This window comes from Lentzea sp. NPDC054927, from assembly GCF_053610285.1.
In genome coordinates this window covers 50,628-62,428 of record NZ_JBSGXZ010000050.1, presented here as the reverse complement: position 1 = coordinate 62,428, position 11,801 = coordinate 50,628, and the positions used below count along the sequence as shown (strand labels likewise).

The following is an 11,801-nucleotide window of genomic DNA, read 5'->3' as shown; positions in this document are numbered from 1 at the left end:
TCGCCAGAGTGGTCGTCTCCACATCCGCGTCACGCACACGGATGAGCCGCAGCTCACCGCCCTCGTGTGCCGCCCACCAGACGTCTCTTCCCAAAGCCGACAAAGCCGGTACGAGGTCGAGTCCGGACCCGCTCGTGATGACGACGAGCGGTGCGTCGATCGGCTCGACCGCCTTGGCGAGGTCCGCGACCGGATCGCCGGCGACCAGGCGTGGCGGGTTCTTGCGCAGCACCCCGCAGGCCACACCGAACAGACGCAGCCGTTCCGGTTGGTCGGCCCACACACAGGCCTCCAGCCAGGCGTAGGCGTCCTCGTCTGCCAGGTCGGCGGGGGCCACCCCGATACCGGCCTTCGCGGCCACCTTGACCGTCTTGGGCAGCTTCGGCAGCACCGCTCCCGGTGCGAGCTCGAGCGCGCAGTGCAGGCCCAGCGCGGCCTTCGCGGGCCCGGCGACGAGCTGTCCGGCCTCCTGGGTCTGGTACCGGTACGAGTACTGGTCGAGCCCGAGCAGCAGACCGGCCGTCGTCGCGACCTCCACGAGCCCGATCGGCCCGCCCGCCTGCTTCGCCGCCGCGGCCACCGCCGGGTAGAGCAGGGCGGCGCGCCGGACCTCGTTGGTCTGGATCACCTGCGAGCTGACCAGCTTGCGGACCCGTTCGCCCCGCTCGAGCAGGAAGTCGCGGAAGAGCGGCCAGGTGCTCTCGTCCGCGCCGTAAGTGCCGCCGAGCGACGGGTAGTAGTTCGACAGCTGGTGGAACGGCTCGGCCTGCACCAGCCGGTGCGCCGCCGCCAGGAGGAGTTCACCGGAGGCGTTCTCCTCGCCGGCGGCGGTCAGCAGGTCGGCGACCTCCGGATCCTCCGCAGCACGCGACGCGAGGTGTTCGTAGAGCGGCGAGATCGCTGATGCCTCCTCCGCGAACGCACGCAGACGTTGCTGTGCAAGATCCAGAGAAGTCACTTCACTCCTTGGGTTCAGGCCGTCCAGGCTGCTCGCCACCGCGGGCATCGCCGTAGGACTGCTTCGGCACCATGACCTTGCGCCTGAAGACGCACACGACCGTGCCGTCCTGCTTGTAGCCGCGAGTCTCCACGTAGACCACGCCCCTGTCGTCCTTCGACTTGGACGGCGTCTTGTCGAGCACCTCGGTCTCACCGTAGATCGTGTCACCGTGGAACGTCGGTTTCACGTGCCGCAGCGACTCGATCTCCAGGTTCGCGATCGCCTTGCCGGAGACGTCGGGCACGGACATGCCCAGCAGCAACGAGTAGATGTAGTTGCCGACGACGACGTTCTTGCCGAAGTCCGTCGTGTTCTCCGCGTAGTTCACATCCATGTGGAGCGGGTGGTGATTCATGGTGAGCAGGCAGAACAGGTGGTCGTCGTACTCCGTCACCGTCTTGCCCGGCCAGTGCTTGTAGACCGCTCCGACCTCGAACTCCTCGTAGTACCGACCGAACTGCACCCTGCCTCCAACTACGTGTGATCGAGATCTGCCTCAGGTGGGGAGACAGTCTGAACAGAGAGGGAGTACCCTCGGCAACCGGTGTGTGAGGATTTCCACCACCAGTGACTTCGCCCCGAGGAGGTGAGGACCCCTAAATGAGCAAGGACCCCCACCCTGCCAGTACCAAGCGCGTCCTCACCGAGGTGGCTTTCTAGATCCATCTAGAACGTTCGAGTTCCACCTGGTCAGGACGCCCGTCGCGCTTTCGCACTCTCATGCCGGCGTGTGTACCTGGAGGAACCCGACATGCCCAGCCTGCCCTCGATCCGCGGCCGTGGCGCTCAGCAGCGTCCGACGCCGCACATCTCCGTGCCGTTGTCGCACTACGTGGTCGACTGCGCGGTCTACGTCGACGGCAAGCGCTTGCCCGGTCGCTGGACCCACACCGACGCCGTCAAAGAGGTCAGCAAGCGCAAGGACGGTTTCGTCTGGATCGGGCTGCACGAGCCCGACGCCGAGCAGATCGAGGGCATCGCCGAGACGTTCGGACTGCACGAGCTGGCCGTGGAAGACGCGGTGCACGCGCACCAGCGCCCGAAGCTCGAGCGGTACGACAACACGCTTTTCATGGTCTTCAAGACCGTCCGCTACGTGACCAACGAGTCGCCCGACACCGCCAACGAGATCGTCGAGTCCGGCGAGATCATGGTGTTCCTGGGCAAGGACTTCGTCATCACCGTGCGGCACGGCAACCACTCCGGGCTGTCCAAGCTGCGCCACGTCCTCGAGGAGGACCCCGAGCGGCTCGAGATCGGCCCCGCCGCGGTGATGCACGCGATCGCCGACCAGGTGGTGGACAACTACCTCGAGGTCACCGACCACATCGAGGACGACATCGACCGCATGGAGGAACGGGTCTTCGCGCCGCGCAGCGAGGTGAGCGCGGAGCAGATCTACATGTTCAAGCGCGAGGTCGTGGAGCTGCGCCGCGCGGTGATGCCGCTCGCGAACCCGTTGCGCCGCTTGGCCGAGGGCTACACGCCGCTCATCCCCGAGCAGGTGCGCGCGTTCTTCCGCGACGTCGACGACCACCTCACCGAGGTGTCCGAGCGCGTGACCGCGTTCGACGAACTGCTGACCACGCTGGTCGACGCGACGCTCGCGAAGATCACGCTGCAGCAGAACACCGACATGCGCAAGATCACCTCGTGGGTCGCGATCATCTCCGTGCCCACCATGGTCGTCGGTGTGTACGGCATGAACTTCGACTACATGCCCGAGCTGAAGTGGAAGTTCGGCTACCCGCTGATCATGAGCCTGGTCCTGATCGCCTGCCTCACGCTCTACCGAATATTGCGCCGAAATCGCTGGCTCTAGTCCTGGTTTCGCTCGCTTTGTTCGTTGTCGAGAGGCCCTGTCATGACCAGAATCCTCACCAACATCCGCTTCTGGATCCTCGCGTTCCTGCTCTGCTGGATCACCACCGTGTTCGTGCTGATCAGCGGAACGCCCTGACGTGTACAAGCGGCTGACGAACCTCAGGTTCTGGCTGCTGGTCTTCCCGATCGGCTGGCTCGCGATGGTGTTCATCTCCATCGCGATCTGGCCGTCACCGGGCGCCGCGTCACCTGACGAGCTGGCCTCTGAGGTGACGAACGCGTTGCGGGCACACGACTTCCACCAGCTGCAGCCGTTGCTCGCGCTCGGCGGCGAGGACGTCGCGAAGTCGACCGTCGAGCACCTCGCCGGAGCCCAGGTGGACCGCGGCGGCTACCGCGACGGCGCGGTCGTCGTGGAGTACACCCGCTTTGGCACGAGTGGCGTTTTCCGGTTGCCCGTCGAGGAGCAGGACGGGCGCTACGTCGTGAACGCGGTGGTCATTCCCACGGGGTGACGTTCCAGGTGAACGGTGCCCCGTGGCCCTCGCCGTGACCGAGGTTCAGCGAGACTCCGGCCGGCCAGAGCTTGAGCAGCAGCTCGAACCGGTAGTCGTCGTCCACCCGCCGTGGCTCGAACACCAGCAGTGCCAACGGTGTCGTGGGCGTCGCCTTCGCGGCCGCGTCGGCCAGCACGGCCCGGCCCATCGCCCGGTCGGCGGGCGAAACGTACTGCCACACCACGGAATGCCACACCACGGTCAGCACGTCGCGTTCGGCGCGGGCGAGCTGTTTCGCGAGCCACTCCGGGCCTGCCGACTGCTCCACCTTCACCGGATCCGTCGCGGCGAGGTCCAGCGCGTCGCGCAGCCGGTTCCACCTCGTGAGCTGGTCCGCCCAGACGAACGAGCTCAGGTGCAGTCGTCCGTCCTCTGTGGACACGTCGACGGGATTGAGGTCGCAGCCCGCCCTGCCGACGACCCGCAGCCGGTGGCTCAGGTCCGCGGGAGGCCTGCCGGTCCACTCCGGGTCGAGCACCAGCAGGCTGTCCGGGTCGCCGAGCACGGTGTCGTCGAGCCGGTAGCCGACGTGGTGCGGGCGCAGGTTGAGCCCGCCGCTCGCGCCGACCTCCAGCAGCCGCACGCAGAACGGCACGTGCCGGCCCGCGGCCTGCGCGGCCTCCTGCGCGGCGACCATCAGGCCGCCGTAGAGGGGCGCGCTGCGACCGGGTTCGTTGGTCTGCACGACCGTGGCCTGAACGCGTTGCCTGAGCGGGTCCGCGTGCTCGTTCAGGGCGGGCAGCGCGTCTTCCCAGAGCCTCGGCAGGTCCGGCTGGCCGCCGACGGACGGGTAGTGCTTCGCGAGGCCCGGCGCGCGGCCTTCGAGCACGAGCCGGTGGACGGCGCCCGCGAACCGCAGGCCGGGCACAGTGCCCTCCCGCTCCCGCTCGGAGCCCGCCATGATCTTGGTCGTGACGCCGCCGCGTCTCAGGTCTTCGGCGGCGTCGTCGAGGAGTCGCTGGGTCAGCGGACTGCGGTCGCGGCATCCGTGGGCGGCCGCGGCGAACAGCTCGGCAAGCACGGTGTTGACGCTAGTGGGCGCACTGTCCCGCGTCATCTGGAGAAGGGTTAATTACGCTGCTGGAATGCCCAGGATTCTGGCGGTGGCGGACGAAGTGGTCGAACAGCTGTGGACCGATCAGGTGTATCAGCACTCCGGTGTCGACCTGATCGTGGCGGCGGGCGATCTCCCCTTCGACTACCTGGAGTTCCTGGCCAACGCGCTGGACAAGCCGCTGGTGTTCGTCCCCGGCAACCACGACGTCGACCTTTCGGGCTACTCGAACGTGCGCGGCCTGTGGACCAAGGCTGGCGTGCCGGTCCGCTGGCCAGGTCCAGCCGGTGCGGTGAACGCCGACGAACGCGTGGTCGACGTCGCCGGCCTGCGCATCGCCGGTCTCGGTGGTTCGATCCGCTACAACAAGGGCCCGAACCAGTGGACGGAACGGCAGCAGGCCCGCCGCGCCCGCCGGGTGTCCCGGCTGGCCGGGTGGCGCAGGCTGCGGGACGGACGTGGCGTGGACGTGCTGCTGACCCACTCACCGCCGTTGGACTGCGGCGACGAACCTGACGCGCCGCACCGCGGTTTCGACTGTTTGCGCAGCCTGGTCTCACGCCTACAACCTGGCTTCATGCTGCACGGGCACATCCACCCGCACGGACATCCACGCCCAGACCGTGCGTTGGGCGCAACTCGTGTGGTCAACGTGGTGCCGTACAAGGTGCTGGACATATCGGGAGCGCGCGATGAGACGTGACACCGGTTTCCCCGTGGCGGACGCCGAGAACGACTTCCTGCGAGCCCGCCGCAGCCAGGTGATGTCCCGCCTGGCGAACTGGCTGCGCCGCGAGCCGGACGACGTGAACATCATGCTGCCGTTCCACGAGGTAGTGGACGCCCTCGGCATGGTGTCCGAAAAACGCCTGGGCCTGCAGACCATCCGCCTGGACTCGATCGTGGGCAGCGTCGACCGCACCCGTGACTTCGACCGCCGCTTCCGCCCGACCTCCGCCCGAGTCCGCGAGCGCTGGCAACGCCTGGCCCTGGCCGCCCGCCGAGGCGAGAGCGTCCCGCCGATCGAGGTGTACCGGATCGGCGAGCTGCACTTCATCATCGACGGCCACCACCGCGTCTCCGTGGCGCACGCCCTGGGCCTGACCGTGATCGACGCCTACGTGACCCAGGTGATCACGCGCGTGAACTCGTCCGGCATCCGGTACCGCGGCGACCTGATCGTGAAGGACTACCGCCGCCTGTTCCTCGACCGCGTCCCCCTCGGCGGCGAGGCCCGCGCCGCCGTCGTGCTGTCCGACCCGTGGGACTACGCCGAACTGGGCGAGCACGTCGAGGCCTGGGGCTTCCGCCTGATGCAGGACACCGGCCAGTTCCTGGACCGCGCGGAAGTCGCGCGGCGCTGGTACGCCGACGAGTACAAGCCCGTCGTGGCGATGCTGCGGCAGGCCGACATGATCGGCGACCGGACCGAGACCGAGGCCTACATGTGGGTGGCGGCCGAGCGCTACCGGCTCATCCGCACACACCGCTGGGACGCCGAGGTGATCAACGCCGTGCGCGAGGAAACCCAGTCGCACGGCCGAGGCCACCGCACCTAGCTGCGCCGGATTGGCTGCGGCGTCAGGTTGGCTGCGGCGTGGGGTTAGCTGCGGCGTCGGGTTGGCTGCGGCGAGCGCCAAAACTCGCTCGCGAGACCGCTGTGGCCGTAGCTAGCGTGCGCGCGTGACTGATCTTGTTTCCGAACGCCTGATCCTTCGCCCGTGGACCTCCGCCGAAGCCCAGGCCGTGGCGGAGGACTCGCGCCACCCGTCGTGGGCCGCCGACTTCCCCGCCGAGGGCGACGGCGTGATCGCAGGTCTCCTGGGCTCGAACCCGGACTGGCTCTCACCGTTCGGCCACCGCCTGATCATCGAGCGCTCGACGTCCGAAGTAGTGGGTTCACTCGGCCTGTTCTGGCCCCCTTCCGACGGCCGGGTGGAGATCGGCTACGGCGTGGTGCCGTCACGCCAGGGACGCGGCTACGCCTCCGAGGCCACCGCCGCGCTGACCGAGTTCGCGCTGTCGCTGGACGACGTGACCACCGTGCACGCCAACGTCGAACACACCAACCCTGCCTCCGCCCGCGTGCTGGAGAAGGCGGGCTTCAGCCGGTACGACAGCACCGACGAACTGATCAGCTACCGCCGCACCGCCGGCTGACCAACCGGGTCTGCGCCCGAACCATGCGACGCGGCCGGCCGGGGTCAGCTGGTCAGGCCGAAGTCGCGGCCAGGCACGTCAGTCCGGTCACCGCGGGGCCGGGCCGCCATCCACGAGCGCGTCGCCAGCCCAGCGCGCTCACCCCAAGGCCTCCCGCCACCAGCAACCCACCCGGCGCCGCCACGCTCACTCAGCCCGGGTCGCCCAGCCGAACCGGTCGGCCAGCCGAACCGAGCTCGCGGCCCGGCAGGTCGAGCCAGCCGCCACTCACCAAACAACCGCCACACCACCGACCGACCAACCAGACCGCCGCCGCACTGACCGCCTTCGCACCGTCTCCGCACGACGTCAGCCACCGGCCCACCGTCAGCCAACCGACCCCGAACCCCGCGGCCGAACACCTCAAGCCCAGCCGCCGCTCACCAGACCACCGCCACACCACCAGCTGACCGACCAGACCGCCGCCACACTGACCGCGTTCACGCCGTCTCCGAGCGACGCAGGCCACCGGTGCACCGTCAGCCGACCGACCCGAACTCGCGCTCCAGCACCTCGGGCCAGTCGCCCGGCCCGAGACCGCCGGCCATCAGCACGTCACGCCAGTCCAGGTGGCTCAGCTCGACCGCCTGCCACAACCGCTCCACGCTGCCCTCCGCCATCAGCACGAGCGCGGCGTGCACGCGTTCCACGTCCTGGTTGCCGGTCTCGGCCAGGGCGAGGGCCTCGAGGGCTTCGGCCGCGCGGTCGCCGAAGTCGCGGCCGATCCGGTTCGCGATCCGCTCCGACACGCTCATCGGGGTGCCACCCGCGGGCTGTCCGCGTCGGGCAGCGGGCGGGCCTGGTCCAGCACCTCGTCGGTGTACTTGTCCAGCAAGCGGGTTCCGATCTGTTGCGCGTAACCGAAGATGACCGCCCACAGCAGCAGCGCGGCGGCCGACGGTATCCCGATCAGGCCGCTCGTGACACCGGCTCCGAGCGCCAGGATGCCGACCACCGCGAGGGCCGCGCCGAGCATGATCTTGATCAGCGCCTGGTAGCCGATCATCACGTACGGCGAGAGCGATGGCCGGCGGCGTAAGAGGAGCACCACGGCGGCCAGCACCGCGCCGAACGAGCCGAGCACCTGTACGAGCCACACGTCCACACCGGACGCTTTCGCGGTGCCGCCCGGGCACACCGTCGGCAGCGCGTTCTCCTTCGGATCGACGCACAGCGGGATGATGCCCGGCTTCACGATGCCGACGACGCCCAGCACGGTGTTGATCACGAACAGCACCAGCGACGCCGCGATCAGCTTGTTGCGCAACGCCCGTGAGCCCGCGTGCGCGAAGTCCGAGTTGTCGTACGCCGCCCGCAGCGCGTCGACCACGATCGCGCGCTCCACTGCCGGCGTGAACTCCCCCGGCCGCAACGCTTCCAGGGCTCGGCGACGCGGATCGTCGTCGTCCAGGTACTGCGCCACGCGCGCCTGCAGACCCGGCAGCCGGCCCAGAAACCCGCGCTCCGCCGAGATCGTCGCCACCTCGGCCTCGTGCAGCGCGCGCCACGCCCGTTCGATGTACCAGCCCGACCACCAGGACGGCACCATGCGCCACCACGGCTCGCGATCGCTCAGCATCGCCTCCACCACCGCCGCCTGCTCCTCGGCGGTACGACGCCACACGTCGCCCTCGGGATCGACCGGGTCCGGCGGGCCGAGCGCAGCCAGATCCGCGCGGACCCGGTCCAACCGGGACTGCACGACGAGTCGCCAGTCGGTGACTCTCGGTTTACGTTCGGCCATGTTCCGATGGTGACAGGAGGGTCTGACAATTTCCGCAGCCATCCGTGTGACGTGCGCAAACATCACCGGAACGCCCATATCCACTTGCGCTTATATACGCCAGCAGTTATAAAACACCCCGTGGACGTCTTCGAGGCCGTGGCCGAACCGAACCGCCGGCACCTGCTGGGCCTGCTGGCCGAACGCGACCGCACCGCGGGCGAACTCGTCGACAGCCTGCCGACGCTGACCCAGCCCGCCGTGTCCCGCCATCTCCGCGTTCTCAGAGAAGTCGGCCTGGTCGAAGTTCGCCCGGACGGCCAGCGCCGCATCTACGCGTTGAAACCCGATGGCCTGCAACGCGTCGACGACTGGATCACGCCGTATCGCCGCTTCTGGCGCGACCACCTGGCAGCACTCGAACAGCACCTGGAGAACCGATGAACGACCTCGGCACCGTGACCACGACCGGCGACCACGCGATCCTCACGTTCGAACGCAGGCTGCCGTTCCCGATCGACCGCGTCTGGGCCGCGATCACCGACCCGGCCGAACGCAAAGCCTGGTTCGGCGCGGGCACCGTGGAACCTCGAGAAGGCGGCGAGGTCGTCATCGAACCGGACGACCCGCCCGCTCCGATGGAGGCCAAGCGCGTCACCGGCCGCATCCTCACCTGGCAGCCACCGGCCAGCGGCCACGCCGTGTTCGAACACGAATGGCAGCAACGAATCGTGGAAGACAGCGTGGTGCGCTACGAACTCAAGACCGAAGGCGACGGCACTGTGCTGACCTTCACCCACATCGGACTGTCCGAACGCAACGCACTGGGTTTCGCCCCGGGAACGCACGCCTTCCTCGACCGGCTGACGGCGCACCTCGACGACGAGACGCTGCCGGGCTGGAGCGAGCGCTACGCCGAGGTCGCACCGGCGTACCCGGCCTGGAAGTGAGTGCTCACCACCACTTCCGGGCGTCCGGGTCCCAGGCTTCGCGCAGTTCTTCGCCGGCCAGCGGATCCACGAACTCGACCACAGCGGCCACGACGTCCCCGAACTGATCGGGCAGGTGGTCGCCATCCGGTCCGAGACGCTTCTTGAACGCCGAATACGCCTGCTGACGCAGCACCGCCAGATCGCCGATCACGACGGACAGCGGCTGTACCTCGACACCGCGGTGACGCGCCGTCGCGTCCAGAGCAGATTTGGCTGATTCGTACGTCACGGTTTGTTTGCCGGTCAGCGTGTAGAGGTCGGCGTAGTCACGAACCCTCGTGTTCGCCTCTCTGAGCGCGATGGCGGTGCTGACCTTCTCCGCCAGGACCGTCTCGATCGGGTAGCCGAGCACGGGGACCGCGGCGATCCCCGGCCGCTGCGACGGCAGGTCGAGCAGCTGGGGTGCGGGGGTCACCGGATCGCCGAAGTTGACGTCCAGCTTGAGTTTCACACTCGCGGTGGAGATCCGGCAGCCCATGCTGACCCGGACACCCGTGTAGAGGTCGTCCTCACGGATCGACTGTGCCACGGTCGTGTCGACCAGGAACTCCACACCGTCTTCGGCGTCCAGTTCGACACCGGCGACGTCCACGACTCGCTCGACGACGGCATCCTCTTCGTTGGCGAGATTGCGGGCGAGCAGGTCCGCGTCGGCAGTGGACCGGCGTGCGTCGAACACCGCGAGGAGCATGCCTCCCTTCAACACGAAGTCACCCGCATGAGGAGACGCGGCCAGGCGAGCGAGCCATCGTTCCAACACGTACAGCGTCTGCAGCTCCTGGGTGGAACGGCGCTCGCGGCGCGCCCGGTTCTGGAGGTCCAGGTAGGCACGGCCACCAGGCGTGGCCTTCGTCGGCCTGCTCACTCGGCGATCACCGCGTCCACCGCAGCACGCACTGGCCCGAAAACACCGAGCTCTCGAGCGAACGTGAACACCTGCCCCGGCCGTGCGCCACGCCGGAGCAGGTACCGGCGGAGCGCTGACAGGGCCAACGGCTCACCGAGCCTGCCTCTCAACCTCATGAGGTCGACGACTGTCCTTTCCGGGCTGTAGATGCGAACGTTCTCGCCCGGTGCCGCTTCGACCTCGGTGAGCCCGAGGTCGAAGGTGGTGGCGCTGAAGCGAAAAACCTCGGTTGGCGGATAGTCGATGAGGGGCGGTCGCCGGCCACGCGGAACCGCGATCTGGACTTCCCGCGGGATCTCGTCGGTCAGGTCGTGGACCGCGGCAGCCGACACGCAGCACACGACCGCAAGCGGCGTGCGCACCGACACCGCCAACAGATCAGGCCACGTCGGAGCCGGTGCGTCCGCCTTGCGGAAGACACCCCTGGAGAGCTCCAGCAGATCACCCTCGTCACGAAGGCGGTACAGGTCGCGATAGTGCAGGCCTGCCTTGTTCGCCCCGCTCGTGGTGAACGTGTCCGGCAACGCCTCGAAGGCTCCCATGGATAGAAGTGTTGCCAGGTCGAGTCGATCTGGCAACACTTCTATCCAACTACCACCACCACTAGGCGGTCTGCGAGGGCTCCACCAGCGCACGGAGCCGGGGAGGCATCCTCTTCTCCAACCCGTACGGTTCGAGGTGAGCCTGCAGCACGCCCGTGAACGCCCGCTCCACCGAAGCGGTGTCCCAGTTGTCGCTCTCCAGAATCGGCTGCTTGAAGTACGGCTGCCCCACGATGTGGAGCTGACGCCCGTTGCAGCGGATGACCTGGCCGGTGATGCCCTCGGCACGGTCCGAGAGCAGGAACAGCACCAGCGGCGCCACCTTGCCCGGCGTGCGGTCCGCCGGAATGGCGCGCAGGGAACGTTCCGACTTCCACACCATCCGCGTGTGCGCGACCGGGCAGACGGCGTTCACGCGGATGCCTTCCGACTCCAGGTCGAGGGCCCACGAGTAGCTCAACGACGCCACGGCGCCCTTGGTCGCCGAATAGGTGGCGAGTTTGCGCTGGCCGAAGGAGGCGCCGGAGGAAATGTTGATGATCGAGCCACCGCCGGTCGCGCGCATCGCCTTCATCGCCGCGATTCCGACGTAGATGACGCCGAGGACGTTCACCTCGACGACGTGCTTGATCGTCTCGGCCTCGTCCTCCCACGGCAACGTCTCGTAGTTGAGGCCCGCGTTGTTCACCAGACCGTCGACGCGGCCGAATTCGTCGACGCACAGGTCGACGATCTTCGCTGCCTCGCTCGGGTCCGCGACCGTGTGGTTCGAGGCGACGGCACGACCGCCGTACCCGCGGATGTGCTCGGCCACCCGCTCCGCGAGGTCACCGTCGTTGTCGTTGACCACCACCGATGCGCCTGCCAGGGCCGCGTGCATCGCGTAGGCCTCGCCGAGTCCTCGGCCCGCCCCCGTGATGACGACCGCTTTTCCGTCCAGGATCCCCATTGCACGCTCTCTTTCATCTTCGGCGGCGGTTCCCCGGAACCCCCCTGTGGTCCT

15 protein-coding genes are annotated in these 11,801 nt (G+C 68.3%); 7 read left to right on the top strand and 8 right to left on the bottom strand.

Annotated features, from left to right (window positions below; translation table 11 throughout):
- On the bottom strand, window positions 1-958 hold a 958-nt coding region (locus ACWGE0_RS40065), incomplete at its 3' end, for a DUF2332 domain-containing protein (protein ID WP_452266100.1).
- Between the two features lies 1 nt (window position 959).
- The gene (locus tag ACWGE0_RS40060; protein WP_093602356.1) at window positions 960-1,463 is read right to left on the bottom strand and encodes a MaoC family dehydratase; all 504 of its coding nucleotides are present in this window, start codon (window positions 1,461-1,463) and stop codon (window positions 960-962) included.
- Between the two features lie 288 nt (window positions 1,464-1,751).
- Between ACWGE0_RS40060 and corA the strand changes: the two genes are divergently transcribed.
- Window positions 1,752-2,822, top strand: coding sequence for a magnesium/cobalt transporter CorA (corA, locus tag ACWGE0_RS40055; protein WP_452266099.1), 1,071 nt, complete (start codon window positions 1,752-1,754; stop codon window positions 2,820-2,822).
- A 139-nt stretch (window positions 2,823-2,961) separates the two neighbouring features.
- Window positions 2,962-3,339 carry a hypothetical protein gene (locus tag ACWGE0_RS40050; protein ID WP_452266098.1) on the top strand — a complete coding sequence of 126 codons (378 nt, stop codon included), beginning with the start codon at window positions 2,962-2,964 and terminating at the stop codon, window positions 3,337-3,339.
- On the opposite strand, the gene ACWGE0_RS40045 is transcribed toward ACWGE0_RS40050, so the two are convergent.
- On the bottom strand, window positions 3,323-4,402 hold the full coding sequence (locus ACWGE0_RS40045) for a DUF2332 domain-containing protein (protein WP_452266097.1): 1,080 nt from the start codon (window positions 4,400-4,402) through the stop codon (window positions 3,323-3,325). The two genes, ACWGE0_RS40050 and ACWGE0_RS40045, sit on opposite strands and share 17 nt — an antisense overlap.
- A gap of 64 nt (window positions 4,403-4,466) precedes the next feature.
- Between ACWGE0_RS40045 and ACWGE0_RS40040 the strand changes: the two genes are divergently transcribed.
- From ACWGE0_RS40040 to ACWGE0_RS40030, 3 genes are all read left to right on the top strand, one after another.
- A complete protein-coding gene (locus ACWGE0_RS40040; protein ID WP_452266096.1) occupies window positions 4,467-5,138 on the top strand; it encodes a metallophosphoesterase family protein in 672 nt (223 codons plus the stop codon).
- Complete coding sequence (locus tag ACWGE0_RS40035) at window positions 5,128-5,994, top strand: chromosome partitioning protein ParB (protein WP_452266095.1); 867 nt, start codon at window positions 5,128-5,130, stop codon at window positions 5,992-5,994. Before ACWGE0_RS40040 ends, ACWGE0_RS40035 begins: the two co-directional genes overlap by 11 nt.
- 124 nt (window positions 5,995-6,118) lie before the next feature.
- Complete coding sequence (locus tag ACWGE0_RS40030; protein ID WP_452266094.1) at window positions 6,119-6,595, top strand: GNAT family N-acetyltransferase; 477 nt, start codon at window positions 6,119-6,121, stop codon at window positions 6,593-6,595.
- Window positions 6,596-7,113: 518 nt separating this feature from the next.
- On the opposite strand, the gene ACWGE0_RS40025 is transcribed toward ACWGE0_RS40030, so the two are convergent.
- Together ACWGE0_RS40025 and ACWGE0_RS40020 are read right to left on the bottom strand one after the other, a co-directional pair.
- Window positions 7,114-7,389: a hypothetical protein gene (locus ACWGE0_RS40025; protein ID WP_452266093.1), complete on the bottom strand. Its 276-nt coding sequence runs from the start codon at window positions 7,387-7,389 to the stop codon at window positions 7,114-7,116.
- Window positions 7,386-8,378 carry a hypothetical protein gene (locus ACWGE0_RS40020; protein WP_319971233.1) on the bottom strand — a complete coding sequence of 331 codons (993 nt, stop codon included), beginning with the start codon at window positions 8,376-8,378 and terminating at the stop codon, window positions 7,386-7,388. The genes ACWGE0_RS40025 and ACWGE0_RS40020 overlap by 4 nt, the downstream gene beginning before the upstream one ends.
- A gap of 120 nt (window positions 8,379-8,498) precedes the next feature.
- Between ACWGE0_RS40020 and ACWGE0_RS40015 the strand changes: the two genes are divergently transcribed.
- Window positions 8,499-8,801, top strand: a complete 303-nt coding sequence (locus ACWGE0_RS40015; protein WP_452266092.1) for an ArsR/SmtB family transcription factor — start codon at window positions 8,499-8,501, stop codon at window positions 8,799-8,801.
- Window positions 8,798-9,307 carry an SRPBCC family protein gene (locus ACWGE0_RS40010; RefSeq protein WP_452266091.1) on the top strand — a complete coding sequence of 170 codons (510 nt, stop codon included), beginning with the start codon at window positions 8,798-8,800 and terminating at the stop codon, window positions 9,305-9,307. The genes ACWGE0_RS40015 and ACWGE0_RS40010 overlap by 4 nt, the downstream gene beginning before the upstream one ends.
- Before the next feature lie 4 nt (window positions 9,308-9,311).
- Here ACWGE0_RS40010 and ACWGE0_RS40005 read toward each other — a convergent pair whose 3' ends face one another.
- From ACWGE0_RS40005 to ACWGE0_RS39995, 3 genes are all read right to left on the bottom strand, one after another.
- Window positions 9,312-10,214, bottom strand: a complete 903-nt coding sequence (locus ACWGE0_RS40005; RefSeq protein WP_452266090.1) for a nucleotidyl transferase AbiEii/AbiGii toxin family protein — start codon at window positions 10,212-10,214, stop codon at window positions 9,312-9,314.
- Window positions 10,211-10,798, bottom strand: a complete 588-nt coding sequence (locus tag ACWGE0_RS40000; RefSeq protein ID WP_452266089.1) for a type IV toxin-antitoxin system AbiEi family antitoxin domain-containing protein — start codon at window positions 10,796-10,798, stop codon at window positions 10,211-10,213. Before ACWGE0_RS40000 ends, ACWGE0_RS40005 begins: the two co-directional genes overlap by 4 nt.
- Window positions 10,799-10,859: 61 nt before the next feature.
- Window positions 10,860-11,747 (bottom strand): SDR family NAD(P)-dependent oxidoreductase, encoded by an 888-nt coding sequence (locus tag ACWGE0_RS39995; protein ID WP_452266088.1) that lies wholly within the window; start codon window positions 11,745-11,747, stop codon window positions 10,860-10,862.
- Between the last annotated feature and the right edge of the window lie 54 nt (window positions 11,748-11,801).

What these genes read in the sequence shown, in the direction of transcription:
- ACWGE0_RS39995 (WP_452266088.1), bottom strand. Translation starts at nt 11,747, where the DNA reads ATGGGGATCCTGGACGGAAAAGCGGTCGTCATCACGGGGGCGGGCCGA.
- ACWGE0_RS40035 (WP_452266095.1), top strand. Translation starts at nt 5,128, where the DNA reads ATGAGACGTGACACCGGTTTCCCCGTGGCGGACGCCGAGAACGACTTC.
- ACWGE0_RS40000 (WP_452266089.1), bottom strand. Translation starts at nt 10,798, where the DNA reads ATGGGAGCCTTCGAGGCGTTGCCGGACACGTTCACCACGAGCGGGGCG.
- ACWGE0_RS40020 (WP_319971233.1), bottom strand. Translation starts at nt 8,378, where the DNA reads ATGGCCGAACGTAAACCGAGAGTCACCGACTGGCGACTCGTCGTGCAG.
- corA (WP_452266099.1), top strand. Translation starts at nt 1,752, where the DNA reads ATGCCCAGCCTGCCCTCGATCCGCGGCCGTGGCGCTCAGCAGCGTCCG.
- ACWGE0_RS40025 (WP_452266093.1), bottom strand. Translation starts at nt 7,389, where the DNA reads ATGAGCGTGTCGGAGCGGATCGCGAACCGGATCGGCCGCGACTTCGGC.
- ACWGE0_RS40010 (WP_452266091.1), top strand. Translation starts at nt 8,798, where the DNA reads ATGAACGACCTCGGCACCGTGACCACGACCGGCGACCACGCGATCCTC.
- ACWGE0_RS40040 (WP_452266096.1), top strand. Translation starts at nt 4,467, where the DNA reads ATGCCCAGGATTCTGGCGGTGGCGGACGAAGTGGTCGAACAGCTGTGG.